A 24334-nucleotide genomic window follows, 5' to 3' on the forward strand; every position below is an offset into this window, starting at 1 on the left:
GCGAGTCACCCTAGGCAGTCAGGAGATCGCTTCTCGGCGGGACGGCGGTCAGGCGGTGCTTGCGCCGGGGGACGCCGAAGGTCGGGTGCGAGGTGGCCCACAGCGAGCCGGTGAGGATGCTCGTCTTGATCCGCGCGGCCGTCCGGCCGCCCAGGTACTTCGGCTTCGCCCGCCCTTCCTCGTCCACCGTCTGCAGGATCCCGTCGCGACGCCCGAGGCTGATGGCGTGGTAGGTGTGAACCAGCTTGGTGGTCGCCACCTCCCGGCCGGTCAGGCGTCCCACGATCGCTTCGATCGCCTGCTTGCCGGTGTAGCCGGCCGAGCCGCAGGACATCGGCAGCGGCCGGCCGTTGTCGCCGATGGCGTGGACGCTGTCGCCGATCGCGTAGACGTCCGGATGCGAGACCGACCGCATAGTGCGATCGACGACGATCCGACCCTCTTCGGTAACCTACAGCCCGCTCGCGGTGGCGATGGGGCTGACCGCGAACCCGCCGGCCCACACGGTGGCGCCGGACACCAGGGACGCTCCGTCGCCGCACAGCACCCGCGCGGCTTCGACCGCCTCGACGCCGGTGTGCTCCAGGACGGTGATGCCCAGCCGGTCGCAAGCCTGGCGCAAGTGGTTGCGGGCCAGGGAGAGCCGGGCGCCCAGCTCGCCGCGGGCGACCAGCGTGACCGGCAGGCCGGGCCGCGATTCCGCGATCTCGGTGGCGGTCTCGATGCCGGTCAGCCCGTCGCCGATGACCACCACACTCCCGCCTTCGTGTCGTCCGCCGAGGCTGTCCAGACGCTCGCGCAGCCGCAACGCGGAGGGCCGGCCGGCGACGGTGAAGGCATGCTCGGCCACCCCGGGGACGCCATGATCGGCGACGTGGCTGCCGAGCGCGTAGACAAGCGTGTCGTAGCCCAGCTCGCCGCCGCCGTCGCTGTCGGCCACGGTGACGAGCCGACGCTCGGGGTTGACGGCGGTGACCCGGGCCGGGCGCAGCCGGATCCCCGTGCCCGCGAAGACGTCGGTGAGTTCCGGGGACGCGATATCCTGCCCCGCGGCCAGTTGGTGCAGCCGCATCCGCTGGACGAAGTCCGGCACGGCGTTGACGACGGTGATCTCGGTGTCCACAGGGGACAGCCGGCGGGCCAGGTTCCCGGCCGCGAAAGTCCCGGCGTAGCCGGCACCGAGAACGAGGATGCGGTGCTTCATGGGGTGCTCCTGTCGGTTCGCTTGCTCTCGATGGCTTGAGCGGGACAGCGCCTCGATTGCTGACAGGAACTGTGCGTGACTTGGGTCACCCCAGCGGTCCTTCCACGCCATGGCCGGGCCTTCTGCCCCGCCGAGGCCGCCCCGGAAGTTGACCACCGGGCGGCCGCGACGTGGACGCTCAGGAGACCTTGCGCCGGTAGGCCGCGGTGGCGAAGGCGTAGGCGACGACGAGGATTCCGGCGCACCAGGCGAGGGCGGTCCAGCTGTCGCCGCCGACCGGCGCCTGCGTGAACAGGGCGCGGAGGGTGGTGACGATGGACGTCACCGGCTGGTGTTCGGCGAACCAGCGCACCGGCCCGGGCATCGTGCCGGTCGGCACGAACGCCGAGCTGAGGAACGGCAGGAAGATCAGCGGGTAGGAGAACGCGCCGCCGCCTTCGGCTGTCTTGGCGGTGAGGCCGGCGAGGACCGCGATCCAGGTCAGCGCCAAGGTGAACAGGAGCAGGATGCCGGTGACCTCGAGCCAGGCCAGGACGCCGGCGCTCGAGCGGAAGCCCATCAGCAGGGCGACGGCGACGACGATCACGAGCGAGATCAGGTTGGCGACCAGCGAGGTCAGCACGTGCGCCCACAGCACGGCCGAGCGGGTGATCGGCATGGAGTGGAAGCGTTCGAAGATTCCGCTCTCGAGGTCGGAGAAGAGCCGCAGCGCCGTGTAGGCGATGCCCGAGGCGATCGTGATCAGCAGGATGCCGGGCAGCAGGTAGTTCACGTACGAGGCCGAGCCGGTGTCGATCGCGCCGCCGAAGACGTAGACGAACATCAGCATCATGGCGACCGGTGTGATGACGGTCGTGATGATGGTGTCCAGGCTGCGGGTGATGTGGCGCAGGGAGCGTCCCAAGAGGACGGTGGTGTCGCCGAGGGCGTGCGTGGTCATCGGTTCTCGCTTTCCGTGCGGTGGCCGACGACGGCGAAGAAGACGTCTTCGAGGGTCGGCTGTTTCTCGACGTACTCGACCTGGGCGGGCGGGAGGAGCTGCTTGAGTTCGGCGAGGGTGCCGTTCACGATGATGCGGCCCTCGTGCAGGATCGCGATCCGGTCGGCGAGCTGTTCGGCCTCGTCCAGGTACTGGGTGGTGAGCAGCACCGTCGTGCCGCGCGCGGCGAGGCCCTTCACCGCGTCCCAGACCTCCAGGCGCGCTTCGGGATCGAGCCCGGTGGTCGGCTCGTCCAGGAAGATCACCGGTGGATCGCCGATCAGGCTCATGGCGATGTCCAGGCGGCGGCGCATGCCTCCGGAGTAGGTCGCCACCTTTCGCGTGGCGGCGTCGGTCAGGGAGAAGCGCGCCAGCAGGTCGTCGGCGATCTTTCCGGGGTGCTTCAGGCGCCGGAGCTTGGCGATGAGGACGAGGTTTTCCCGGCCGCTGAGGATTTCGTCGACGGCGGCGAACTGGCCGGTGAGGCTGATGGCCGCGCGCACGTCGCCGGCCTGGGTGACGACGTCGGAGCCGGTGACCGCGGCGGTCCCCGCGTCCGGCTTCAGCAGCGTCGACAGGATCCGCACGACGGTGGTCTTGCCGGCGCCGTTCGAGCCGAGCAGGGCGAAGATGCTGCCCCGCTCCACGTCGAAGTCCACGCCGCGTAGGACCCGCAGTGTCTTGTACGACTTCTCGAGGCCGCGAACTCGGATCGCTGTCATGGTCATCCCCTCGTCGGACTACTCAGTGGTGCTGAGTACTGGTATACAGTAGTACTGACTAGTGGCGCCAGGGCGAGCCCGGAGGAGCGATGGACGATCTGACGGAGATGCTGAAAGGCACCCTCGAAGGCTGCGTGCTCGAGATCATCGGCGGCGAGGAGACCTACGGCTACGCCATCACGCGCCGGCTGAACGACCTCGGCTTCGGCGACGTCGTCGAGGGGACCGTGTACACGATCCTGTTGCGGCTGGAGAAGAACAAGCTCGTCCAGGTGACGAAACGGCCGTCCGAGAAGGGGCCGCCGCGCAAGTTCTACCGGCTCAACGAGGCCGGTCGCGAAGAACTCGGCCGGTTCTGGGCTAAGTGGCAGTACGTGTCGTCGCGCATCGACAAGTTGAAGGAGGGCGGGAAATGAACTTCTGGGAGACCGTCACCGGCAGCGACATGACCCGGGAATACCAGGCGTTCGAAGCCAGAGCCGGCGCGCTGCCGGAGGACTACCGGGCGGCGTGGGAGCAGATCAAGGCACACCTCGTCCCGTACGGGGACTTCACCGGCCGCAACCTGATGCCGATCCTCGACGGTGCGCTGGGGCTGCTGGAGGAAACCGCGGCGGAGGGGCAGAGCGTCCACGACGTACTGGGGGACGACATCGGCGGCTTCTGCGCGGCGCTCGCCGGCGGGGAAGAGTCCCGGACCTTCCGCGACCGGTGGCGGAGACAGCTGAACAGGAATGTGGCGAGAAAACTGGGCCGGCTGGGAGGCTGAGATGGGCATCCACGACATCATCGAGGGCAAGAAGCAGTGGCGGGCGCACCAGGCGCGGGTCAAGGCCCTCCCGCCGGACTACCGGATCGTCTACCAGGAAATGCAGAAGTACCTCTTCAAGGTCGGCCCGGTCGACCTGCTCGAGGGCAACCTGCTCTCGGGCATCGTCGACTTCTTCGAGGAGGGCGCCGCGACCGGTAGGGGAGTCCTGGAAGTGATCGGCGAGGACGTCGCCGCCTTCTGCGACGAGCTGATCAAGGACTCCCGGACCTACGCCGACATCTACCAGGAGTCGATCGAGGAGAAGCCGGGGAAGTAGCCGGTCAGTGCGGAAAAGGGCGGAAAGCGGCTCGACGCCGACCGGGCGTCCCCGTGGCCCGAAGACACGTCCGGAATTTTCCCGGCGGAAGCGCAACAGCCCGCCCGGGTAGCGGCATCTTAAGGGTGTGCAGTTCGAAGAGTTCTCACGTGAGCAACTGCCCGGCCTGGTGCGCTTCGCGGGCGTGCTGACCGGTGACCGTGAGCTGGCCCAGGACGTGGTGCAGGACGCACTGGTGCGCGCGCACCAGGGATGGCGGCGGGTGGCGGCCGCGGACCGGCCGGACCTGTACCTGCGGAAGATGGTCGTCAACGGCTACCTCGGCTGGCGCCGCCGGTGGTACCAGCGGTCGGTGCACTCCGCCTCCGACGTCACCGGGTTCGGCGAGCCGACCGCGCCCGATCCGGCGTCGCGGATCGCCGAAGCCGACCACCTCACCGGCCTGCTCGCGGGGCTGAGCCGCGCCCAGCGGGCGTCGATCGTGCTCCGGTTCTACGAGGACCGCGACGACGACGAGATCGCCGCGGTCCTCGGCTGCGCGCCCGGAACCGTGCGCAGCCACATCTCGCGTGGCCTGAGCGCGCTGCGCGTCCAGCTCAAGGAAGGCAAGGAAAGCGTGTGATGACCGACCTCGACGATGTGCGTCGCGCCCTGCGCGCCCGGGAGTCCCTGGCGCCCGACCCCGGCGACGTGCTCGCCACCGTGACCCGCCGGATCCGGCGCCGCCGCACGATCAGCGTCGCGGCCGTGACGCTCACCGTGGCCGCCCTCGGTGCTGGTGCGGTCGCGCTGCTGGATCGGGGCGTCGCGACGGTACCGCCGGCGACGCTCGCGAGTTCGGCGTCCGCCGCGCCGGCCACCGGGAAGGTACCCCCGCCCGCGCCGGCGATCAGCCTCCAGGACAGCTCCTGGGGCCTGCTGATGTGGTCCACCCGGCCGCACTTCGCCGCCCTGCACTACGGGCAGGCCCACCAGTACGCGTTCGAGATCGACGTCCGTGACGGCGCCGCACCGGCCAGTGCCCTGGCCGCGAAGCCGACGGCCGCCGGTCAGCTCCCGAACCCGAAGTCGGTCATGTGGCAGGACGGACCGGACCGGTGGATCTGGGCGAGGACCACGAAGCCCATGACGGCCGGGGAAATGCTGACCTTGCTGGGGAAGATCGGCACCACGCCGCCGGTGGTCGCGTCGCCTCTCAAGTCGGTGCGGGTGCCCGAGGGGCAGGAGGTCGGCTCGTTCACCAGCGAGCCCGAGACCAACACCCTGGTGCTGTGCCCCGGCGCCGTGGTCGGGAAAGCCCCGCTCGACAGCCGGTGCTTCTCCCTGACCGTGTCGCTGACGAGCCACTTCGCGGACAGCGCTTTCCCGCAGGACCCGCTGCCCGTGCACCAGCACCGGGCGGTCGGGGCCTACACCGTCGAAATCGACAGCTCGCCCGCCAACGAGCAGGCCGCGCGGGCGTTGCTGGACTCCGTCCGGCTCGACCGCTGAGGACAGCCGGGACAGCCGCCGCGCCCGGCTGTCCCGGTGCACGGCCGAACCGTCGACGGGACCCCCGGACCACATCCCTGCGGGCGAGGCGCCCGCCGCGGCCGTCAGGAGCTTCGATGCGTGCCTTCCTGCTCGTCGTCCTGGTGGGTCTCGTCTTCGGTTCGCTCACGGCGGCGGTCTGGCTTCGTCCCGCGAAAGCGCCGGCCACGGCGGGAAAACCCGTCTCCCACCCACCGTCGCCGCCGGGCTTCCCGGCCACCCGGGCGGCCCTGCCGGGTCCGGACGGCGGCAAGGTGGCCGTCGAGATCCGGGGCGAGCTGTCCTGGGCGTTGCGGGAGCTCGGCACCGGTGCCGTGGTCGGCGACGGGACGTTGCGCAACACCACCGAATCGATGATCAAGATCTGGCTGGCCGTGGACTTCCTCGCGTCGCGGGACTCGCGGATCCCGGCCGAAGACGAGGCCCGGGTGACCCGGATGATCCGGGTCAGCGACGACCGCGCCGCCCAGACGCTGTACCTCCGGCTCGGCGGGGACGCCTCGATCCGGCGCATGATCTCGACCTGCGGGTTGCACGACACGCTCGTCCACCCGGGCTGGTGGTCCAAGACCACGATGTCCGCGCCCGACGCGACCGAGCTCGGCCGCTGCGTGGTCCGCGGCCCGGGGGTGAGCCCGCAGTGGCGGGACAAGCTGCTCGGGCTCATGCGGTCGGTCGATCCCGCCACCGCCTTCGGCATCGCGGAGGCGCCGGCGCTCGCGGGCCGGTCTCCCGCCGTCAAGAACGGCTGGACCCGGCACGGGACCTGGTGGGCGGTGAACTGCCTGGCGATCTGGGACCACTGGGTGCTCGCGGTCATGGTCCACTACCCGGACCGGGGTGACGAGCACCGGTACGGGGCCGAGGTGTGCGAAACCGTGGCCCAGCAACTGTTCGGCCGTGTCGACCCCGGTTTCGCGCCGGGGCCGGGGACCGGATGACGGCGACGGCCGCCGGCGCCGCGCTCACCCCGCGGCGCTGACGAGCCCGGTCCGGTAGGCCAGCACCACGGCCTGCACCCGGTCCCGCAGGTCGAGCTTGGTGAGGATCCGCGAGACGTAGGTCTTCACCGTTTCCACGCTCAGCACCAGCTCGGCCGCGATCTCCGCGTTCGACAGGCCGCCGGCGATCAGCTCCAGCACCGCCAGCTCCCGGGGCGCGAGCCGCTCCAGCGGGCCTCCGGCGGGTGCCGCCGGCTGGATCCGGTCGGCGTACCGGCCGATCAGCGTCCGGGTCACCGCCGGGGAGAGCAGCGACTCGCCGCGGGCCACCGTGCGGACCCCGGCGGCGAGCTCGTCCAGGGGCGCGTCCTTGAGCAGGAACCCGCTCGCCCCGGCCCGGAGCGCGTCGTAGACGTACTGGCCGACGTTGAACGTCGTGACGACCAGGACCTTCGCCGGCGTCTCCGCGCCGGGGCCGGCGACGCGGCGGGTCACCTCGATCCCGTCCAGGAACGGCATCTGGATGTCCATCACGACGACGTCCGGGCGCAGCCGGCCGATCTCGGTGAGCGCTTCGCGGCCGTTCGCGGCCTGCCCGACGACCGCCATGTCGGGCTGGGCGCCGAGCACGGCCACGTACCCCGCGCGGATGAGCTGCTGGTCCTCGCAGATCAGCACCCGGATCGGGTCGCCGGTCACCGGTCGCTCCCCACCGGGGTGCCGCCGGTCGGGAATTGCGCAATGACCCGGAATCCGTCCTCCGCGGGCCCGGCGGTGAACCGGCCGCCGAGCGCGCCGACCCGGTCGCGCAGCCCGGCCAGCCCGCGTCCACCGGAGCCGAGAACGCCGGGCGCGGTCGCCGGACCCCGCGTGGTCACCTCGATTTCGAGGAGGTCGGCACGGTAGCCGACGCGCACCGTCGCGGGACGGCCGGCGGCGTACTTCGCCGCGTTGGTCAGTGCTTCCTGCACGATCCGGTACGCGGTGAGCTCGGTTTCCGGCGGCAGCTCCGGGCGTTCGCCCGCTTCGACGAGCTCGACCACCCGGCCCGGCTGGTCGACGAGGGTGCGCAGGGCGCCCAGGCCCGGTGTGCGCGCGCCGGTCGCTTCAAGGACTCCGAGCAGGAACCGGAGTTCGGTGAGGGCGTCGCGACCCGAGCCGGTGATGGCGGCGAACACCCCGGGGGCGTTCTCGGGCGGGAGGTACCGCGCGGCGTCGGCCTGCACCACCATGGCCGTGACGTGGTGGGTGACGACGTCGTGCAGTTCGCGGGCGAGCCGTGCCCGCTCGTCCGCCGCCGCGGCCCGCGCGGTGAGCCGCCGCCGTTCGGCCTCCTGCCGCCGTCGTTGCCGCACCAGGGTGCCCAGCGACCAGAACAGGACCAGGACCGCGTAGTACAGGAGGTAGGTCAGCACGCCCGTGGGGGATCCGCGCAAGGTGACCGAGACCGCGAAGACCAGGTACCCCAGGGATATCGCCGCGGGCAGCGCCCGGCGGAACCGCTCCTCGCGCGCCCCGGCGGAATAGAGCGCGAAGTACAGCGCGAGGCTGCCGATCGTCGGTGGGTACGCGAGCACTTCGTGCGCCCCGAAACAGATCGCGATGAGCACGAGGGTCGCCGCGGGCCACCGGCTGCGCACCGCCAGCGGGAGCGTCTGCCCCAGGACCAGCAGCACCGCGAGGAATCCGCCGTCGTGCCTCGGCAGGTCGCCGAACTGGGCCCCGATCATCCCGAGCCCCGGCACGAAAGCGGCGGCCGTGACGGCCACGGCGAGGGCCCGGTCCCGGACCTCCGGGGTGACGTCCGCCCAGCGGTCCCGGAGACGTCCCAGCTTCGGCATGGCGGGGAGCCTAGCGAGGTCCGGCACGCCCCGGTCGCCCCGGCGGGAAAGGCGTTCGCACGAAGGAGTCCGGAGTGGTTCCGGGGGCCGGAATCAGGGCCCGCCGGGGCAGTTCGGTGCTGAATCCGCGGACTTTCCGTCGCCGGGCGGCGGCCGCCCCTCCACGGGACGGCCGCCGCCCGGCCGGGGTCACGGCCGCTTGACGTCGGTGCAGTCGAGGTCCTGGTCCGGCAGCCGGCCGCTGTCGAGGAACGCCACCGTCGCGTTGTCGGCGCAGGCCGAACCTTCGTGGTAGACGTAGTGCCCGCCGTTGTCGACGCCGACGAACGCGGCGCCGTCGCCCAACGCGCGGTGCAGGCCGACGCCGGAGTCCCACGGGGTCGCGTGGTCGCGGCGATTCTGCAGGATCAGCGTGTTGTGCGCGCCACCGGTGGTCACGGCGACCGGCTTCTCGATCGGCTGCGGCCAGAACGCGCACGGCCAGATGTTCGCCGGCATGCCCGCGCTCAGGGGCCAGGTCCTGCGGTCGGCGGCCGTGCGCTGGGCGTAGCTGCCGACGTCGTGGGACCACTCGGCGTCACCACAGGTCAGGGCGAGGAACAGGGTCGCCTGGTTGTCCGCCGGCACGCCCGGGGCCGCCGGGGAGTCGGCGAACACCTGCTGGAGCACCTTGCCGTCGGCGTCGGTGACGTGCCCGTCGGCCAGGTCCGCGGCCGCTTTCCAGACCTGGGCGAGCACCGGGAGCGTGTCGTTGTGGAGCAGCAGGGCGTAGGTGACGCCGCGCAGCAGCGCCCCGCTCAGCGCCTGCGGTGTGCCGGGCACCGGGGCCGGCCGGCGGTCGAGCCGGTCGGCGAGCGCGAGGTAGTTCCGTGTGACCTCCTCGGGGGTGGCGCCGAGCCCGAGGGCGGCGTTCTGCCCGGCGGCGACGGCGGCCGCGTCGGGGAACCGCTCGGCCATGCCCTTGCCCCAGCTCTCCGCTTCCCCGGCCCAGACGTGGGCGGGATCGACGTTGCCCTCCAGGATCATGCGGTCGGTCCGGTCCGGGTACAGCGCGCGGTAGACGGTCCCGAGGTAGGTGCCGTAGGACTGGCCCCAGTACGAGATCTTGGCTTCGCCGAGCGCTTCGCGGACGCGGTCGAGGTCGCGTGCGGTGTTGGCCGTGGTGAAGTAGCGCAGATCGGGCTTCGTGGCGCACTTCGCGGCCGTCGCGCGGGCGGCCTGGACGTTCGCGTCGATCGAGCCGTCGGCGGCGGGGTACGGGAAGAGCGCGGCGAGACTCGGGTTGTCGAGGCCGCAGCTCTGCGGGGTGCTGGTCCCGACGCCGCGCGGGTCGAAGCCGATCAGGTCGTAGCCGTCCAGGACGGGCTTGGGCAACGTCGGCGCCATCGCGCTGGGCGTGTCGAGACCCGGCAGCGCGGGGCCACCCGGGTTCAGCAGCAGGACGCCGTGGCGCTTCGCCGGGTCGGTGGCGCCCAGGCGGGAGATCCCGACCTCGATCGACGCGCCGTCCGGATGGCCGTAGTCGAGCGGCACCTTCACCTTCGCGCAGGTGAGCCGCGGATCCCGGGCCGTGCCGGGCGCCGCCGCCGGGCACGGGCCCCACGGGAGAGCCGCGGCCGCGGGGGTGTCCTCGTCGTCCGCGCTGTCACAGGCGGCCACGCCGAGAACGGTCAGGCCGGTGACCGCCAGGGCCGCGGCGAACCGGTGGCTCCGTCGCCCGGACCCGCGTGTCTTGCTCATGTGCTCGCCCTCCGATTTCCGCGCCGGCGAACCCCTTGCGGTCCGCCGCACGCGGTGAAGGCGACGAAGTTATCGAGATCGGGACGGCGAAGACGTCACCCCGGAGCGAGCAGTCCGAGTAGCTCGCCCGGGGGACAACGGGCTCAGAGGGATCCCGCGAGGCCGGCCGTCACGTCGGTGAGGAGCCGGTCGAACTTCCGCAGCACGTCCTGCGGCGGCGGCGTCCGGATGTATCCGAAGTAGACTTCGACGAATACGACGTTGTGTCCGATGTGGACACTGTAGTCCCGGCTGATGACGGCGGCGGGCTTGCCGTGGAACCGCCCGGTCAGCGAGCGGTTGCGCGTGCGAGCCGGCTGGGGGAGCGCGGGCGCCGGTCCCGGGGTGAGGACGCCGTCGAGGTGACCGCCGTCGAAGTTCTTTTGCGGGGTGCGAAAACGCGCGCACGCGCTCAGGGCGTCGTCCATCGCGGAAAACAGGTCGTCGACGCCGGTGTAGGACGTGATCGATGCCGACACGTACCCGCCGCCGACGGTGCCGTCCGCCGCGAAGGCGTAGGTGCGCTCGACGTCGGCGGTCCGCGGCAGGGCCTTCTCGGTGGCGCTGAGGCTCTTTTCCGCGGCGTCACAGGCGGGCGGGGTCACCGTCTCCGACGTCGATGGTGCGTTGTCCTCGAGCCGCGCGTCGGGGGGAAGGAGCGCGGGAAGGCGCGAGAGTGCCGCGGTGACGGCCGGTTCGTCCAGTGGCCGGCCGTGGTCCGCCGCCGTCGGCGGGGCAACCGGCGGGGCCGGAGGCGGTGACGGCACGGCCAACGCGGCGACCGCCCGACCGGCCGCGTAGTCGGACTCGGCGACGGTCACCGCCGAGAGCCCGCCGCCGACCAGGGCCACGGCCAGCAGGACGGTGGCGGCACCGGACCCCACGGCCCAGGCCGCCGCGCCCCACCGCGGGTTCCGGCGCGCCCAGGCGGACACGAGCGGCGAAGTCAGCGGAAGCGTGACGATCAGCGCGACCACCAGGAGCCAGCCGGGAAGCTGGACGGACTGCTGGAACACCGTCGATTCCCGGGCGTAGCCGGCGATCCGGACGGCCGTGTACTGGATGGCCCCGGCGACGGTGGTGACGAGCAAGCCACCGCCCAGCGCCGACGGGACCCCGGCCAGGGCGGCGCCGCGACGCCGGTTCGCGAGCACGACGGCCACGGTCGCGACCAGCCCGGCGAACGCGCAGATCCACCACCGCTGGTAGGCCAGGACGTACCGGAGGCTGTCGTCCTGGACGTCGTGCACCCGTACGAAGAAGGACAGCGCGGCGGCGGTTCCCCCGGCCAGGGCCGTCACCGCGATCACCGCCCCGACGACCGGCCGGGGCCGGCGCCACCGCGACCGCGCGGCGACCGCCGCGAGCCCGGCCAGGAGCACCGCCGGGGCGTACTGCCACGCACGATCACTGCCGAGCCCGGCGACGTGCCCGCGAGCGACCGCCGGGTCGTGGAACAGGAGGTAGGTCGCCACCGACGACGCGGCCCCGCTGACGGCCGCCGCCAGGGTGACCGCGACGGCGAGCGCGGCGCCGGCCAGGCTCAGCCGGTGGTGCGGGACGCTGCCCGCGGGAACGGCGAGGCGGGTCGCGATCGCCGACGTCAGCACGCAGACCGCGAACGCGGCCAGCGTCAGCACGACGACCAGCAGCGGCTGTTCCGGAGCGAAGAAGTCGGTGATCGCGGCGCTCGCCCCCGGTGTCGGCAGGCAGAACCCGGCGACCAGCCCGAGCACGGCACCGGCCCAGGGGCCCGCCCACGCGGGCTTCTCCCGCGCGGCCCGGCGGGTCCACGCGGGCAGCACGACCGTCGTCCAGAGCAGCGCTGCCACGGTCAGCGCGACGTCGGCGGACAGCCGCGGATCCTCGTCGACGAAGCCGAGCAGGTTCCTGAGCACGGCTTGGACGCCGTGGTAGGTCACCATCGCCACGACGCCGGCGGCGGTGGTGAAGACGAAACCGCCGTCCCAGTGCGCACCGCGGCCGGCCGGCGCGAGCCGGTCCGACACCGCCGGATGCGTGCGGAACACCCGGCCCGGCCACGAAACCGGGCTGCTTCCGGCGCGCAGGACGGTGGCCATCACGTCCGGATCGCCCGTGGCGTCCACCGCGTACCGGTCGGCGGCCAGCTCGCGGTGGCGCAGGAGCGCCGCGCGGACCACGATCAGCGCGACGGCGGTGACCGCGGCGACGATCAGCGATCCGCCGTAGAAGTCCCACATCGCCTCGGGCACGCCCAGGATCGGAAGCAACGCCAGGACCAGTACTGGGAAGACCAGCCAGCCGGCCCACCAGACCGCCGAGGCCCACCAGATGTCCCGCGCGCGGACGTGACCCAGCTCGTGCAGCACGACGACGTCGAACGCGGCCTGATCGGCGTAGGCGCAGGCCTGGGGGACGACGACCCACGGCCGGCCGCCGGGCAGGCCGGCGGTAAAGGCGTCCGTGACGGCCGTCGCGGGCGGGGCGACCACCAGCCGCGGCCGGCGTCGTCCGGTCAGGCCCTGGCTGTCGCACAACGTCCGGAAGCGGGCGGTCAGCGGTTCGAGGTCGGCGGGCGGCACCCCGGCGAGCCGGGAGGCCCGGAGCCGCCGGCGCGTGCCCAGGCCGCCGAGGACCATCAAGAGCCCGGCCGCGGCGGGCAACGCGGCCGCCCCGGCGAGGCTGGTGAACGCGAGCCGCCGGTCGTAGTCGCGCGTACAGCTGGCGTAGACCGGCCCCGCGGAAACCGGCTGCGTCGTCTCGGAGATCGAGATCCCGTTGCGGGCCAGGCAATCCTGCGCCGCGGTGTAGTCGCCGAAGTCGTGCGTGACGAACAGGGCCTCGGCGGCGCCCGCGCCGGTGGCGGCCAGCGCGAGCGTGACCAGGACGTAGACCCACCACAGGCGCGACGGTGCGGGCACGGCGCGCAAGCGGTGCCCGGCCTCGGGCTCGTCCACGGCCGGCAGGACGGGGGCGCTCACCCGCGGCCACCGTCCGCCGCCCGGCGCAGGACACCGTGCACGGCGTCGCTCAGCAGCGTCGCCTCGGCCTCGTTCAGGCCGAGCGTCCGGCCGTGGTCGACGCACGCGGCCCGGATCTCGTCGATCCGGTCGACGTCCAGGACGAGCTGCGCCGGCCTCGCCGCCGGCGGCCGCCGGCGCCACCACCGGCGGCGTTGCAGACCGGCGAACCCCGCCGCGCCCAGCACCTGCCCGGCCGTGTTCGTCAGCAGCGGGAAGATGATGGTGCCGAGCACCGAGAAGTCCGTTCCCCCGAACCGGACCTCGCCGCCGGACCAGCCTTTCGCGGACCGGCGGGGATCCTTCCCGGCCGTCCACTCGGCGGTCACCAGCGCGAGGTAGGGCAACTGCCGAGGGGCGACCTCGGCGACCACTTCCCGCGCGAGGTCCGCGAAATCGATCGTGATCCGGGCGGGCGGCACCTCGCTCTCGCGGCTCTCGCGGCTCTCGCGGCTCTCGCGGCTCTCGCGGCTCTCGCGGCCGACGTTCTCCGGACGGGGCATCCCGGTCATCCGTTCATCCGATCCACACGCTCACACAGCACGAACAGCACGGGGCGTCAGTCGTCGCGCGTGCGCCGGGAGTTACAGCGGCGGCCGAACATCTTCTGGCGGACGCCGCGCCTCGTCCCGGGTGACGGGCGTCATCTGGACTGTTCGTCCAAGCCTTGTACAGTCAGTCCGGTGAGCAACGAGCACCCTGTCGAAGCGCTCGCCCGGGTGCGCGATGTCTGAGCGGGACGCGATCCTCGCCGCGCTGGCTCCGGTGGCCGACGGCATCGCGGCGACCTTGGGCTCGTTCTGCGAAGTCGTCGTCCACGACTTCCGCCGCCCGGAGACGTCGGTGGTGGCGATCGCCGGATCGGTCACCGAACGCAGCGTCGGCGGGTCGATGAGCGAAATCGGCATGGGCCTGCTGGCACGCGGCGACGACGCCGAGGACCAGCTGAACTACGTCACCCGCACGGCGTCCGGGAAGCTCGTGAAGTCCTCGACCATGCTGCTGCGCGACAGCGGCGGCGCGGTGTTCGGCGCGCTGTGCGTCAACCTCGACGTGACGGCCCTCGGGCAGCTGCGGACCCTCGTCGGCGAGCTGGCCGAGACCGGGACGGCCACCGAGACACCGACCACGACGTTCGGCGACGACGTCGGCGCGGTCGTGGACGCGATCGTCGACGAACACCAGCTGCGCCTGAACAAGCCGTGGGCCGCGCTGAGCCGTGAGGAACGCCTCGACCTGTTCCGCAGCCTGCACGAGCGCGGCGTCTTCGCCGTCCGGCGCGCGGTGCCCCAGGTCGCCGCCCGGATCGGCATCTCCCGCGCCTCCGCCTACACCTACCTCGCCGAAATCCGCGCCCCAGGAGCCTCATGACCCCGCCCGTGACCTTCGACGACATCCGCGACGCCGCCGCCCGCCTGGCCGGCGTCGCCCACCGGACCCCGGTCGTGCGCTCGCGCACCCTCGACGACCTCGTCGGCGCCGAAGTCCTGCTGAAGTGCGAGAACCTCCAGCGCATCGGGGCTTTCAAGTTCCGCGGCGCGTACAACGCCGCTTCGCGGCTCTCGCCGGAGCAGCTGGCCAAGGGGATCGCCGCGTACTCGTCCGGCAACCACGCCCAAGCCGTCGCGCTCGCCGCCCGCGAACTCGGGAGCAGCGCGGTCATCCTGGTCCCCGAGGACACCCCTCAGTCCAAAGTGGACGCCACCAGGGGGTACGGCGCCGAGATCGTCACCTACGACCGGTACACCGGCGACCGGGTCGCGCTCGGCGAGGCGCTGGCGGCCGACCGGGGACTGGCGCTGATCCCGCCGTACGAGCACCCGCACGTCATCGCCGGCCAGGGCACCGCGGCGCTGGAACTGCTCGAAGACGCGGGCCCGGTCGGCACCCTGGTCGTCCCGGTCGGCGGCGGTGGCCTCATCGCCGGCAGCTCGACCGCTGCGAAGGCGCTTCGGCCCGGCATCCGCGTCGTCGGCGTCGAACCCGAGGAGGGCGACGACACCAAGCGCTCGCTCGAGGCGGGCGAACGCGTCTCGATCCCCGTCCCGCGGACCATCGCCGACGGCCAGGCCGCCTCGATCCCGGGCGAGCTGACCTTTTCGATCAACCGGAACCTGGTCGACGACATCGCGCTGGTCTCCGACGACGCTGTGCGCGAAGCGATGCGATTCGCCTTCGAACGCCTCAAGCTCGTCCTCGAGCCCAGCGGCGCGACCGGCCTGGCCGCCCTGCTCAGCGGTCAGGTGACCGCGTCCGGACGGGTCGGGGTGATCATCAGCGGCGGGAACGTCAGCCCGGAACGCTTCGCGGAGCTCACGACCCGGTGATGGCCAGCAGCGCCGCGGTGAAGGGAGCCGGGTCGAGGTCGCCGCGCACGGCGAGCTGCTGGGTGTAGCCGTGGCAGAGGGCCACGAACGCTTCGGCGATGCGGGCCGCCTCGGCCGGCTCGCGGCCGGGGAGGAGCGCGGCGACCGCGCCGCGCAGGTCGTCGAGCTGCCGGTCGACGAGGGCGGCGAGCGGCGGGGAGACGGCGGCCTCGGCGTAGATCTGGGCGACCAGCCGCGCGTGGTCCTCCTCGCGCGCCAGGGTGCGGACGTGCTGGAGGAAGGCGTGGACGGACTCGGCGGTCAGCTCGGCGGGCAGCGCCTGGCCCGCCTGGTCGCAGATGGCGGCGACGATCTCGTCCTTGCCCTTGAAGTACCGGTAGATCGCGCCGACGGAGAGGCCGGAGGCTTCGACGATGTCGGTCATGGACGTCCGCGCGAAGCCGTGGGTGGCGAAGCGGGCGCGGGCGGCGTCGAGGATCTGCCGGCGCCGCGCGTCGAGGTGGGCTTGGGTGACTCTCGGCATAAAAGAACGACCATTCGTTTTTTCTGGTAGCGTCCGAACCCTACCCCATCGCTCGTGTCCTAGGAGACTCTCGTGCGCTACCAGACCTTCGGACGACAGACCGGCCTGCGGGTCTCGGAGTACGTCCTGGGCACGGCCAACTTCGGGTCGGCGCCCACCGCCACGGGCCTGCCGGGCGCCAAGGCGATCTTCGAGGCCTTCGTCGCGGCCGGCGGCACCACGTTCGACGTCTCGAACATCTACCAGGGCGGTGAGGCGGAGACCGTCCTCGGCGATCTCCTCGGTCGTGAGCGCGACGACTTCGTGGTGATCACGAAGTACAGCGGGACCCGGCAGGCCCAGGTCCGGCCGGGCACGACGGGCAACAGCCGCAAGACGATGATCCGATCGCTGGAGGAGAGCCTGCGGCGGTTGAAGACCGACTACGTGGACGTCTTCATGCCGCACTTCCCCGACGGCGTGACCCCGGCATCGGAGATCCTGGCCGGCTTCGAGGACCTGACCCGATCGGGCAAGATCCGCTACGGCGGACTGTCGAACTTCCCGGCCTGGCGCGTGGCGGGCGCCGCCGTCCGATCGGAGCTGACCGGGCGCGCGCCACTGGCCGGCATCCAGATCGAGTACAGCCTGGCCGAACGGTCCGCGGAGCGGGAGCTCATCCCGATGGCGCGGGCCCACGGGTTGGGCGTCGTGCTGTATTCGCCGTTGGCGGGCGGTCTGCTGACGGGCAAGTACCGGCACGGCGAGCAGGGACGTCTCAGCGCCCGAGGGACAGCGGCAACCGAGGGGGCGGCCGTGGTCGACGCGGTTCTCGCGGTGGCCGAGGAGATCGGCACGGGTCCGGTCCAGGTGGCCTTGGCGTGGTTGCGTCATCGCGCCGAGCAGGCGGGGACGTCGATGATCCCGATCGTCGGCCCGCGCACGCCGGCCCACCTGGAGGGCTACCTCGACGCTTTGACGGTGGAGCTGAGCGAGAAGCAGAGCCGGTTCTTGGACGAGGCCGGCGAGATCAGGCTGGGCGCACCACACGAGGACGTGGCGGCGGCGCTGGCCCACGGCGCCGACGGGGACCGGAGCCTGCTGGACGCTCCGCTGGTTCCCGTGGCGTGAGCCGGGCTTTCCGGAAGGGATGACGATGGCCGAAGCCGAGGGCGTGCACCCGATCGCCGAGTTCGCCATGACGACTGTGGCGAGCTATCGCCTCATCACCCTGCACGACCAGGACAACGACGCCGGCGTCGGCAGCGCCGAAGCCATCGATCGACTGGAGACGGCCATCGCGGCCAGTACCGGCTACGAGCTGTTCATCGGCTGTGTCCAGGATCTGTTCCCGGTCACCGTGCGCGTCCTGGTCCGGGACGACGAGCCCGGGCGCTCGGCCGGCAAGCCTCGGCTCTCCCTCGAGTGCCCCACCGGCCGGCTCGTCCTCGGCTCGCCGACGGGTGAGGTCGCCGACTTCGAGCTGGCAACCGGACCGGGGGAGTACGACGTCGCCGTCACCCACCGCGGTCGCGACGAAGCCCGCCGGGTCCTCCGCGAAGCCCTCGAGAGCACCGAACCGGACGCCCTGGAACAGCTCGGCCGGCACGCGGGCCTCGAGGGCTACACGATCAGCCTTTGGTACCGCGGCCCCGTCGAGGACGAATGATCTCCGCGTTTCGGACCCGGCGTCGTTCTCGAGGCCGTGGTTCTTCTGGGCGGACTCGATGTTCTGCGAGCTGGCGCCGGCAGTAGCCGACGACGTGGACCGTGGGCACTACGGGTCTTGCCCGGGTCGCCTTGTCGACTTCGTCAGCCCGCGCGGCCGTCAGTAAAGCCCTCACCGCCGTCCACTGCGAAATCCGGCTTCCAAACCGTCGATGAGCGCGCGAAGTCGTAGCCGCCGGGTTAGTGTCTTCGCTGCAGGCCGGTGCGCCCCCTCCCCCTCGGCGCGCCGGCCTGTGTCTTGCCTACCGGATCAGCTGATCGGCAGCCGGACCACCGCCGGTGTCGTCGGTTGCGGGGACCCCGTGGCGGGTTCGGTGGTGATGCCGATGCGGTCGACGTCCGATGGCAGCGCCGCGGTCACCGTGCCGGACCCGGAGTGCAGCAGCCCGGCGGACTGCGCGCCGCGCCGGCCGATCAGCCACACCTGGTACGCGTGGCCACCGTCGAGCGCCGGCAGCGCGTCCGTTGCGATGACCGCTTCGCCGCGTTGCCGGGAGAAGGTCACCTTCGCCGAACCGCCCGGATCGCCCGGCGCGCCCAGCGTGACCACGTCGGGTGCGGGCAAGGCGACCTGCACGCTCGGCGTCGAGGGGGACTGGAGCGCGCCGATGCCGATGCCGCCGGCGAGGAGCGCGGCCGCCGCGGCGACGGCCGCCATCGCGACGGTCACGCGCTTGCGCCACCGGCGCGGCCGCGGCCCGGTGGTGATCGACGGCGGGAGCTGCCGCGTCGCCGTGATCTCGGTGAGGACCCGGCTGCGCAGCCGGGCGGCGGGGGCGGTCGTCATCGCCAGTCCGAGCTTCGCGGCGGTCGCGCGGAACTCGGCGACCTCGCCCTCGCAGACCGAGCACTCGGCCAGGTGCCGGGTGAACGCGGCCCGTTCGAGGTCGGTGACCGCGTCGAGGGTGTACGCGCCGGTCAGGGTGTGGACGTCGGCGGTGGTCATCGGGTCGCTCCCAACGCGTCCCGCAGGCGGATCATGCCGTCGCGCATGCGGGTCTTGACGGTGCCGGTCGCGACGCCGAGCTTTTCGGCGACCTCCCGGCAGGTGAGTCCGTGGTAATAGGCGAGCAGGAGGGATTCCCGCTGCAGCTCGGTCAGGGCGGACATCGCCGCGCGGACCTCCGAATGGTCCTCTGTGGACAGTGCGGTCTCGACGACGTCGTCGTAGGGCTGCCGGACGTCGAGCAGGTCGACGCGGTCCTCGCGGTCGCGCGCGGACTGCTCGGAGCGGACCCGGTCGACGGCCCGGCGGTGCGCGATGGTCAGCGCCCAGGTCGTGACCTTGGCGCGGGCCGGGTCGAACTGCGCGGCCTTGCGCCAGATCTCGAGCAGGACCTCCTGCGTGACCTCTTCCGCGTGGGGCCGGGACCGCAGCACCTGCAGCACGGTTCCGAAGATCGGGCCGGCGAGACGGTCGTACAGAAGGGAAAACGCCTGCTCGTCGCCGAGTGCGACGCGTCCGAGGAGCTCCTCGGACGTCGGCGCCGGGCCGGGGGTGCTGTCGGGTGGTGGTCGGAGAGCGGTCAGTGCGGCGCGCGCGGCGGCCATGGCGAATCCTTCCCGGCCGGAGCCGAGCCCGGGCCCATGGCGGACGGAGTACGCCGCGGGCGAGCTATCACCGGTGATTCGTCGGTCGGGCCCCCGCGTATTGGTCCGGATGTCCGGCGGTGTCGGCCGTCACCTGTTCGGGCGGTCTCCGGTGTCGGTGTGGTCACAGGACCCATACCTCACGAGACCAGGGCCGAATACGGGACATGGCCGCTCCCTCAGTGACGCTCCCACCCGACAGTCCCGCTCCGCCCCGGCGGACACGGCTCCGGTTCTTCGCGGCCGCGTTCACCGGTGTCCTCGCCCTCGCCGCCGCGCTGGCCGCCGGGCACCTCGTGGCGGGCTTCATCAACATCAACGCCTCGCCCTACCTGGCGGTGGGCAACGGCGCCATCGACCTCACGCCGATCGAGCTGAAGGACTTCGCCGTCCGCACCTTCGGCACCTACGACAAGCTGGTGCTCCTGGGCAGCATGGCCGTGGTGATGGTGGGGGTCGCCGCGCTGGCGGGTGTCCTTTCGCGACGGTCGCCGGTGCCCGGGACCGTGCTGATCGCCCTGTTCGGCCTGGTCGGCGCCTTCGCCGTGTACCAGCGTCCGGACCTGACGTTCGTGGCGTTGCTGGCCCCGATCGCCAGCCTGGTCGTGGGCATCGCCGTTTTCCTGCTGCTGCACCGCATCGCGCCGCGCGTGTGGCGGGAGCCGGACTCCGGCGAAAAGACCGGCACGTCGCGGCGGGCGTTCCTGCTCGGGGGCGCCGGCGTGGTCGTCGGCGCCGGCGCGGCGGGCCTGGGCGGCCGGCTGATCAGCTCGTCGCGCGACGCCACCGCGTCCCGGGAAGCGGTCGGCAAGCTGGTCCCGGCGCGCACCGCGCCGACGATCCCGGCCGACGCGGACTTCTCGAAGCTGGGCACCCCGCCCTTCCTCACGCCCAACGACAAGTTCTACCGCGTGGACACCGCGTTGTCGGTCCCGCAGGTGCGCACCGAGGACTGGAGCCTGCGCCTGCACGGCATGGTCGACCGGGAAATCCGGTTCAGCTACAACGACATCCGCACCCGGCCGCTCGTCGAGCGCACGGTCACCATGACGTGCGTGTCCAACGAGGTCGGCGGGGACTACGTGTCGACGTCGAACTTCATCGGTGTCGACCTGGCCGACCTGCTCGCCGAAGCCGGCGTGAAACCCGGTGCCGAGCAGCTGTTCTGCACCAGCGTCGACGGCTGGACCTCGGGCACGCCGGTCGCCGCGGCGCAGGACCGCGCCCGCGGCGCGATGCTCGCGATCGGGATGAACGGCGAGCCGCTGCCGCTGGAACACGGGTTCCCGGCCCGGCTGGTCACGCCGGGGCTCTTCGGTTACGTGTCGGCGACGAAGTGGGTCGTGGACATCGAGGTCACGACGTGGGCCGCGCGCCAGGCGTACTGGCTCAAGCGCGGCTGGAGCCAGGAGGCGCCGATCAAGACGGAGTCGCGGATCGACTCCCACCGCGGTTTCGCCAATGTCCGCACGGGAAAGGTGCGGGTGGCGGGCGTGGCGTGGGCGCAGCACACCGGGATCGAGAAGGTCGAGGTCCGCGTCGACCAGGGTCCGTGGCAGGAGACGACGCTGTCGCAGGAGGTCAACCTGAACACCTGGCGGATGTGGTGGACCGAGCTCGACATCCCGTCCGGGGTGCACCAGGTGTTCTGCCGCGCCACCGACAAGTCCGGCTACACCCAGACCGACATGCGCGCGGGCACCGTGCCCGACGGTGCGACCGGCTGGCACAACGTCACGTTCACGGCCGCCTGAAAATTTCTTCCCGAACCACCAATCCGGCTCGCCCGGAGTCCCGAATAACCGGTAACAGAGGCGGAAACCGAAAAAGGTCGCCTCAGCCGCGTAATCAATTGGAGTGAATCTCGTGCGTAACCTTCGTATTGCCGGAATCGGCCTGACCGCGGCCGCCGCGCTGACCCTCACCGCGTGCAGCGGCAGCGACACCGCTTCTTCGGGCAGCTCCAGCGCCCCCGCCCCGACTTCGTCGATGGCCGCCCCGTCGTCTTCGGCCGACTCGGCCGCGTCCACCGGCGTGACCACCAACGCCGACGTGTTCGGCCCGGCCTGTTCGCAGCTGCCGCAGGGCTCCGCGCCGGGTTCGCTGGACTCGATGGGCCCGCAGCCCGTCGCGTCGGCGGCGTCGACGAACCCGCTGCTGACCAAGCTGGTCGCGGCCGTGAAGGCGACCAACCTGGTCGACACGCTCAACAGCGCGCCGGCGATCACGGTGTTCGCGCCGGCCGACCCGGCGTTCGCGGCGCTGGGTGACGCGAAGTTCGCCGAGCTGGCGGGCAAGCCGGCGGAGCTGTCGCCGATCCTGCAGTACCACGTGGTCGGCAAGCGGTACGACGCCAAGGGTCTCGAGTCGGCCGGCACGCTGGACTCGCTCAACGCCGCGGGTGGGCCGCTGAAGATCGAGGGCTCGGGCGAGAACATGACCGTCAACGGCGCGAAGATCCTGTGCGGCAACATCCCGACGAAGAACGCCACGGTCTTCGTGATCGACAAGGTGCTCACCCCGGGCACCAACAAGTAACACCGGCTTGGCCGCCGACGGGCGGCCGGCACCGGACGGCTGCCCCGGCTCCGCGACCTCCTGGAGCCCGGGGCGGCCGTCCTTCGCTGTCCGCGCCGAACCCCGGCTCGGACAGCGTCCCTGGTCCGGCGGCGGAGCGCACGAAATCCGCCGCCGGGGACGCCGAAGCGGCGGCGTCCCGCCGGCCGTCGCCAGTGCCGGATCACTCCAGGGCCGTGGCGGCGGCCGGCCCTTCGCGACGAGCGTGGCCGCGCTCAAGGACCGGCGGGGAACTCCCGGATCGGCACGAGCGCCCAGACCACTTTCCCGTCGCGGTCGGCGCGTACGCCCCACTCGAGGGACAGCTGGCCGACCAGCCGGAGCCCGAACCGGCCGGATCCCGCGCGGCAGGCGCGCACGGCCGTGACGTCCCGATCCCCGTCCCCGACTTCGACCAGCAGGTTCTCGGCGGTACGGGCGACGTGCAGGTCGCGCACCGCGGACGCGTGCTGGTAGGCGTTGCCGACCAGTTCGTCGATCACGAGCAGGACTCCACCGAACCGGTCATCGGAAGAGGCCCCGAAGGTCAGCGACTCGGCGACGAGCGAGCGGACCACCCGCAGGTCCGGACGATCGCGCAGGCCGACCACGGCTTCGGCCGCCCCGGCGACCCGGCGGGTCAACCGGGCCAGCTCCTCGTCCAAGTCCATCGCCGGCCCCGTCCTTCCCTCGACACCCGTCCAGTTCGTGGTTCGGGTCAGCGCCGCGACCGGATTGGTGTCACTTCGCGGCGGAGCGGCTACCCGGCGGCGACGAATCCACAGTGGACTGAACGCGGGCCGGTCACCGCGTGACGCGTTCGCGGAGCCCGGCCGCGAGACCGGCCACGGTCAGCAGGTCGACGAGCCCGCCGCCGTACTCGACGAGGCGGGGGTGGCGGGCGCCGCTCAGGCGGAACCGGAGGTGGACCCGGGTGCCGCCGCCCGCGGCGACGAGGTGGATGGCCCAGCTGATCTCGAGCCGGCCGCGGGTGGAGCGGTGCACGAGGGTGTGCGGCGGGTCGTGGGTGACGATCTCGAAGGTCGCGTCGCGGCCGCCCCAGTCGTCGATGACGTCACCGGGGCGGAGCCGCTGCAGCGCCGGGTCGAGCCGGCGCAACGCCCGGCGGCGCCGGGGCACGACCGCTTCGATCCAGGCGGGCAGGTACCACCCGGCGCGGTTCTTGCCGAGCTGGGCGAACCACGGCCAGACCCGCTCGGGCGGCGCGGGCAGCGTGAAGCCGCGGTCCATGACGACGTCGGGGCGGGGCACGAGGTCGTCACCCGCCGCGGCGCCGGTGCGCTCCGCCGGCAAAGGCGCGACTCCGAAACCGAACATCACCGACCTCCACCACATTCGTAGCACGGCCGGGTGCCGGACCGCCCCGACAGCGGTCCGGCACCCGCACCGGGTCAGTTCGCGGCGCTGGTGTTCACCTCGCCGTTGACGCCCTTGGGGAAGAACCCGCCGGACTTGGCCGCCTTGGTGGTCAGGTACACGATGTTGAGGACCTGGCCGGGGGAGCGGCTGTAGGCGATGCCGTTGGCGTCGGTCGGCACGATGTTGGCCTGGCCGTGGCCGTCGACGACGCCCTGGTCGTCGTCGGTCGGTCCGTCGAGGCTGTCGCGCGCGTTGGACAGCTTGATCGTCGCCGCGGCCTGGCCGCGCTGGTAGAGCGCGCTGCGGATGTTGGCCGCGTGGTAGGCCTCGACCGCGAGGATGCCCGCCGCCGCCTCCAGGTAGGTCTTGTTGCTGATCAGCGGCGCCGCGCCCTTGTAGGCGGTGACGCCGACGTCCTCGAACAGGAACGCGGCGAGCAGGAAGTTCTCCTCGCAGGAGAAGGCGTCGAAGCTGCGGCCCGGCTTCACGAGTCCGGCCGCCTGGGCGGCGGCGGTGAAGCTGGCCTGCAGGTCGATCGCGGGCCGGCTGACCGCGGCCGAGCCGAGGGTCGTGCGCAGGAACTGGACGTGGGCCTTCTCGTCCGAGGCGATTTCCTGCGCGTACTGGCGCGCCGCCTTGGTCTGGAACCGGACGGCGCGGCCGCCGGTGACGCCGCCGCGGGTGCCGGTGCCGGTGGTCATGGCGTCGGCGAGGCCCCGGCCGGTGACGGCGTGCAGGTAGAACTCGGCTTCGAGGTATTCGAGGTTGAGGGCGAAGTTGAGGACGGCGCCGTCGCTGACCCCGCCGGCCGCGGCTTCGGCGGCGGCCGGCCGGGCCGTCGCGGCGGCCGCGGGGTCGGCGGCGAGCCCGCCGAGGGCACCCGCTCCGACGACCCCGAGGCCGGTCATCCCGGCCGCCTTGAGGAAGTGGCGGCGGTCCTGGTCGTTCTCGGCACTGCGGTTGATCATCGACGCGGCATAGCGCTTGCCAAACACGGGTGATCTCCTGACCCGCCCGCACGGACGGCGGGCGTTGCCCACCGCCGGTTCGCGGGGGCGGGACGGATCCTGCGTGGACAGTGCGCGTTCGGGGCTGTGCGCCCCGTGGATGGGTTGATCCCCCGAGCGGGTTTTCCCGCGCCACCCCGGAATGCGCCACGGAGAGT

27 protein-coding genes are annotated in these 24334 nt (G+C 72.3%); 12 read left to right on the forward strand and 15 right to left on the reverse strand.

Annotation, left to right across the window (positions count from 1 at the left end; genetic code table 11):
• Positions 1-10 precede the first annotated feature (10 nt).
• The 4 genes from AA23TX_RS50100 to AA23TX_RS13155 all read right to left on the reverse strand — a co-directional run bounded on the left by AA23TX_RS50100 (position 11) and on the right by AA23TX_RS13155 (position 2911).
• The gene (locus AA23TX_RS50100; protein WP_230862469.1) at positions 11-415 is read right to left on the reverse strand and encodes an NAD(P)/FAD-dependent oxidoreductase; all 405 of its coding nucleotides are present in this window, start codon (positions 413-415) and stop codon (positions 11-13) included.
• Positions 416-451: 36 nt separating this feature from the next.
• Positions 452-1204: an NAD(P)/FAD-dependent oxidoreductase gene (locus AA23TX_RS50105; protein ID WP_230862470.1), complete on the reverse strand. Its 753-nt coding sequence runs from the start codon at positions 1202-1204 to the stop codon at positions 452-454.
• A 178-nt stretch (positions 1205-1382) separates the two neighbouring features.
• Complete coding sequence (locus AA23TX_RS13150) at positions 1383-2144, reverse strand: ABC transporter permease (protein WP_155542805.1); 762 nt, start codon at positions 2142-2144, stop codon at positions 1383-1385.
• A complete protein-coding gene (locus AA23TX_RS13155) occupies positions 2141-2911 on the reverse strand; it encodes an ABC transporter ATP-binding protein (RefSeq protein ID WP_155542806.1) in 771 nt (256 codons plus the stop codon). Before AA23TX_RS13155 ends, AA23TX_RS13150 begins: the two co-directional genes overlap by 4 nt.
• Positions 2912-2994: 83 nt before the next feature.
• Between AA23TX_RS13155 and AA23TX_RS13160 the strand changes: the two genes are divergently transcribed.
• From AA23TX_RS13160 to AA23TX_RS13185, 6 genes are all read left to right on the forward strand, one after another.
• Positions 2995-3321, forward strand: a complete 327-nt coding sequence (locus AA23TX_RS13160) for a PadR family transcriptional regulator (protein WP_155542807.1) — start codon at positions 2995-2997, stop codon at positions 3319-3321.
• Positions 3318-3674: a DUF1048 domain-containing protein gene (locus AA23TX_RS13165; protein WP_155542808.1), complete on the forward strand. Its 357-nt coding sequence runs from the start codon at positions 3318-3320 to the stop codon at positions 3672-3674. The genes AA23TX_RS13160 and AA23TX_RS13165 overlap by 4 nt, the downstream gene beginning before the upstream one ends.
• 1 nt (position 3675) lies before the next feature.
• Positions 3676-3993, forward strand: coding sequence for a DUF1048 domain-containing protein (locus AA23TX_RS13170; RefSeq protein WP_155542809.1), 318 nt, complete (start codon positions 3676-3678; stop codon positions 3991-3993).
• A gap of 127 nt (positions 3994-4120) precedes the next feature.
• Positions 4121-4615: a SigE family RNA polymerase sigma factor gene (locus AA23TX_RS13175; RefSeq protein WP_155542810.1), complete on the forward strand. Its 495-nt coding sequence runs from the start codon at positions 4121-4123 to the stop codon at positions 4613-4615.
• Entirely contained in the window at positions 4615-5484 is an 870-nt protein-coding gene (locus AA23TX_RS13180; protein WP_196425302.1) for a hypothetical protein, read from the forward strand. Before AA23TX_RS13175 ends, AA23TX_RS13180 begins: the two co-directional genes overlap by 1 nt.
• A 116-nt stretch (positions 5485-5600) precedes the next feature.
• Positions 5601-6464, forward strand: a complete 864-nt coding sequence (locus AA23TX_RS13185) for a serine hydrolase (protein ID WP_155542812.1) — start codon at positions 5601-5603, stop codon at positions 6462-6464.
• 24 nt (positions 6465-6488) lie between these two features.
• Here AA23TX_RS13185 and AA23TX_RS13190 read toward each other — a convergent pair whose 3' ends face one another.
• From AA23TX_RS13190 to AA23TX_RS13210, 5 genes are all read right to left on the reverse strand, one after another.
• The gene (locus AA23TX_RS13190) at positions 6489-7163 is read right to left on the reverse strand and encodes a response regulator (RefSeq protein WP_155542813.1); all 675 of its coding nucleotides are present in this window, start codon (positions 7161-7163) and stop codon (positions 6489-6491) included.
• Entirely contained in the window at positions 7160-8305 is a 1146-nt protein-coding gene (locus tag AA23TX_RS13195; protein ID WP_155542814.1) for a sensor histidine kinase, read from the reverse strand. The genes AA23TX_RS13190 and AA23TX_RS13195 overlap by 4 nt, the downstream gene beginning before the upstream one ends.
• Before the next feature lie 189 nt (positions 8306-8494).
• On the reverse strand, positions 8495-10045 hold the full coding sequence (locus AA23TX_RS13200) for an alpha/beta fold hydrolase (RefSeq protein ID WP_155542815.1): 1551 nt from the start codon (positions 10043-10045) through the stop codon (positions 8495-8497).
• A gap of 143 nt (positions 10046-10188) precedes the next feature.
• Positions 10189-13047, reverse strand: a complete 2859-nt coding sequence (locus AA23TX_RS13205) for a M48 family metallopeptidase (protein ID WP_155542816.1) — start codon at positions 13045-13047, stop codon at positions 10189-10191.
• Positions 13044-13598 carry a hypothetical protein gene (locus AA23TX_RS13210; protein WP_155542817.1) on the reverse strand — a complete coding sequence of 185 codons (555 nt, stop codon included), beginning with the start codon at positions 13596-13598 and terminating at the stop codon, positions 13044-13046. Before AA23TX_RS13210 ends, AA23TX_RS13205 begins: the two co-directional genes overlap by 4 nt.
• Positions 13599-13812: 214 nt before the next feature.
• On the opposite strand from AA23TX_RS13210, the gene AA23TX_RS13215 reads away from it, so the two are divergent.
• Both AA23TX_RS13215 and AA23TX_RS13220 read left to right on the forward strand, forming a co-directional pair.
• Positions 13813-14457 carry a helix-turn-helix transcriptional regulator gene (locus AA23TX_RS13215; RefSeq protein ID WP_155542818.1) on the forward strand — a complete coding sequence of 215 codons (645 nt, stop codon included), beginning with the start codon at positions 13813-13815 and terminating at the stop codon, positions 14455-14457.
• Positions 14454-15413 carry a threonine ammonia-lyase gene (locus AA23TX_RS13220; RefSeq protein WP_155542819.1) on the forward strand — a complete coding sequence of 320 codons (960 nt, stop codon included), beginning with the start codon at positions 14454-14456 and terminating at the stop codon, positions 15411-15413. Before AA23TX_RS13215 ends, AA23TX_RS13220 begins: the two co-directional genes overlap by 4 nt.
• Here the strand turns inward: AA23TX_RS13220 and AA23TX_RS13225 are convergent.
• A complete protein-coding gene (locus tag AA23TX_RS13225; RefSeq protein ID WP_155542820.1) occupies positions 15400-15936 on the reverse strand; it encodes a TetR/AcrR family transcriptional regulator in 537 nt (178 codons plus the stop codon). The genes AA23TX_RS13220 and AA23TX_RS13225 overlap by 14 nt on opposite strands.
• A gap of 72 nt (positions 15937-16008) precedes the next feature.
• On the opposite strand from AA23TX_RS13225, the gene AA23TX_RS13230 reads away from it, so the two are divergent.
• Positions 16009-17046: an aldo/keto reductase gene (locus AA23TX_RS13230; RefSeq protein ID WP_155542821.1), complete on the forward strand. Its 1038-nt coding sequence runs from the start codon at positions 16009-16011 to the stop codon at positions 17044-17046.
• Positions 17047-17071: 25 nt separating this feature from the next.
• On the forward strand, positions 17072-17584 hold the full coding sequence (locus AA23TX_RS13235; RefSeq protein WP_155542822.1) for a hypothetical protein: 513 nt from the start codon (positions 17072-17074) through the stop codon (positions 17582-17584).
• A gap of 309 nt (positions 17585-17893) precedes the next feature.
• On the opposite strand, the gene AA23TX_RS13240 is transcribed toward AA23TX_RS13235, so the two are convergent.
• Together AA23TX_RS13240 and sigK are read right to left on the reverse strand one after the other, a co-directional pair.
• Positions 17894-18589 (reverse strand): anti-sigma factor, encoded by a 696-nt coding sequence (locus tag AA23TX_RS13240; protein ID WP_155542823.1) that lies wholly within the window; start codon positions 18587-18589, stop codon positions 17894-17896.
• Positions 18586-19194, reverse strand: coding sequence for an ECF RNA polymerase sigma factor SigK (sigK, locus tag AA23TX_RS13245; RefSeq protein ID WP_155542824.1), 609 nt, complete (start codon positions 19192-19194; stop codon positions 18586-18588). The genes AA23TX_RS13240 and sigK overlap by 4 nt, the downstream gene beginning before the upstream one ends.
• Positions 19195-19400: 206 nt before the next feature.
• On the opposite strand from sigK, the gene AA23TX_RS13250 reads away from it, so the two are divergent.
• Positions 19401-20987 carry a molybdopterin-dependent oxidoreductase gene (locus AA23TX_RS13250; protein ID WP_196425303.1) on the forward strand — a complete coding sequence of 529 codons (1587 nt, stop codon included), beginning with the start codon at positions 19401-19403 and terminating at the stop codon, positions 20985-20987.
• 112 nt (positions 20988-21099) lie between these two features.
• Positions 21100-21771 (forward strand): fasciclin domain-containing protein, encoded by a 672-nt coding sequence (locus tag AA23TX_RS13255; RefSeq protein WP_155542825.1) that lies wholly within the window; start codon positions 21100-21102, stop codon positions 21769-21771.
• A gap of 254 nt (positions 21772-22025) precedes the next feature.
• Here the strand turns inward: AA23TX_RS13255 and AA23TX_RS13260 are convergent, their stop codons facing one another.
• The 3 genes from AA23TX_RS13260 to AA23TX_RS13270 all read right to left on the reverse strand — a co-directional run bounded on the left by AA23TX_RS13260 (position 22026) and on the right by AA23TX_RS13270 (position 24164).
• Positions 22026-22460 (reverse strand): ATP-binding protein, encoded by a 435-nt coding sequence (locus AA23TX_RS13260; RefSeq protein ID WP_155542826.1) that lies wholly within the window; start codon positions 22458-22460, stop codon positions 22026-22028.
• Between the two features lie 133 nt (positions 22461-22593).
• On the reverse strand, positions 22594-23127 hold the full coding sequence (locus AA23TX_RS50110) for an SRPBCC family protein (protein ID WP_230862471.1): 534 nt from the start codon (positions 23125-23127) through the stop codon (positions 22594-22596).
• Positions 23128-23201: 74 nt separating this feature from the next.
• Positions 23202-24164, reverse strand: coding sequence for a ferritin-like domain-containing protein (locus tag AA23TX_RS13270; RefSeq protein ID WP_155542827.1), 963 nt, complete (start codon positions 24162-24164; stop codon positions 23202-23204).
• Positions 24165-24334 lie beyond the last annotated feature (170 nt).

The organism is Amycolatopsis camponoti, from assembly GCF_902497555.1.
Taxonomy (GTDB): domain Bacteria; phylum Actinomycetota; class Actinomycetes; order Mycobacteriales; family Pseudonocardiaceae; genus Amycolatopsis; species Amycolatopsis camponoti.

Bases quoted from the DNA above. Each gene is read 5' to 3' on its own strand.
- AA23TX_RS50100 (WP_230862469.1), bottom strand. From the start codon at position 415: ATGCGGTCGGTCTCGCATCCGGACGTCTACGCGATCGGCGACAGCGTC.
- AA23TX_RS50105 (WP_230862470.1), bottom strand. From the start codon at position 1,204: ATGAAGCACCGCATCCTCGTTCTCGGTGCCGGCTACGCCGGGACTTTC.
- AA23TX_RS13150 (WP_155542805.1), bottom strand. From the start codon at position 2,144: ATGACCACGCACGCCCTCGGCGACACCACCGTCCTCTTGGGACGCTCC.
- AA23TX_RS13155 (WP_155542806.1), bottom strand. From the start codon at position 2,911: ATGACCATGACAGCGATCCGAGTTCGCGGCCTCGAGAAGTCGTACAAG.
- AA23TX_RS13160 (WP_155542807.1), top strand. From the start codon at position 2,995: ATGGACGATCTGACGGAGATGCTGAAAGGCACCCTCGAAGGCTGCGTG.
- AA23TX_RS13165 (WP_155542808.1), top strand. From the start codon at position 3,318: ATGAACTTCTGGGAGACCGTCACCGGCAGCGACATGACCCGGGAATAC.
- AA23TX_RS13170 (WP_155542809.1), top strand. From the start codon at position 3,676: ATGGGCATCCACGACATCATCGAGGGCAAGAAGCAGTGGCGGGCGCAC.
- AA23TX_RS13180 (WP_196425302.1), top strand. From the start codon at position 4,615: ATGACCGACCTCGACGATGTGCGTCGCGCCCTGCGCGCCCGGGAGTCC.
- AA23TX_RS13185 (WP_155542812.1), top strand. From the start codon at position 5,601: ATGCGTGCCTTCCTGCTCGTCGTCCTGGTGGGTCTCGTCTTCGGTTCG.
- AA23TX_RS13195 (WP_155542814.1), bottom strand. From the start codon at position 8,305: ATGCCGAAGCTGGGACGTCTCCGGGACCGCTGGGCGGACGTCACCCCG.
- AA23TX_RS13200 (WP_155542815.1), bottom strand. From the start codon at position 10,045: ATGAGCAAGACACGCGGGTCCGGGCGACGGAGCCACCGGTTCGCCGCG.
- AA23TX_RS13210 (WP_155542817.1), bottom strand. From the start codon at position 13,598: ATGACCGGGATGCCCCGTCCGGAGAACGTCGGCCGCGAGAGCCGCGAG.
- AA23TX_RS13215 (WP_155542818.1), top strand. From the start codon at position 13,813: ATGTCTGAGCGGGACGCGATCCTCGCCGCGCTGGCTCCGGTGGCCGAC.
- AA23TX_RS13220 (WP_155542819.1), top strand. From the start codon at position 14,454: ATGACCCCGCCCGTGACCTTCGACGACATCCGCGACGCCGCCGCCCGC.
- AA23TX_RS13225 (WP_155542820.1), bottom strand. From the start codon at position 15,936: ATGCCGAGAGTCACCCAAGCCCACCTCGACGCGCGGCGCCGGCAGATC.
- AA23TX_RS13235 (WP_155542822.1), top strand. From the start codon at position 17,072: ATGGCCGAAGCCGAGGGCGTGCACCCGATCGCCGAGTTCGCCATGACG.
- AA23TX_RS13240 (WP_155542823.1), bottom strand. From the start codon at position 18,589: ATGACCACCGCCGACGTCCACACCCTGACCGGCGCGTACACCCTCGAC.
- sigK (WP_155542824.1), bottom strand. From the start codon at position 19,194: ATGGCCGCCGCGCGCGCCGCACTGACCGCTCTCCGACCACCACCCGAC.
- AA23TX_RS13250 (WP_196425303.1), top strand. From the start codon at position 19,401: ATGGCCGCTCCCTCAGTGACGCTCCCACCCGACAGTCCCGCTCCGCCC.
- AA23TX_RS13260 (WP_155542826.1), bottom strand. From the start codon at position 22,460: ATGGACTTGGACGAGGAGCTGGCCCGGTTGACCCGCCGGGTCGCCGGG.
- AA23TX_RS50110 (WP_230862471.1), bottom strand. From the start codon at position 23,127: ATGTTCGGTTTCGGAGTCGCGCCTTTGCCGGCGGAGCGCACCGGCGCC.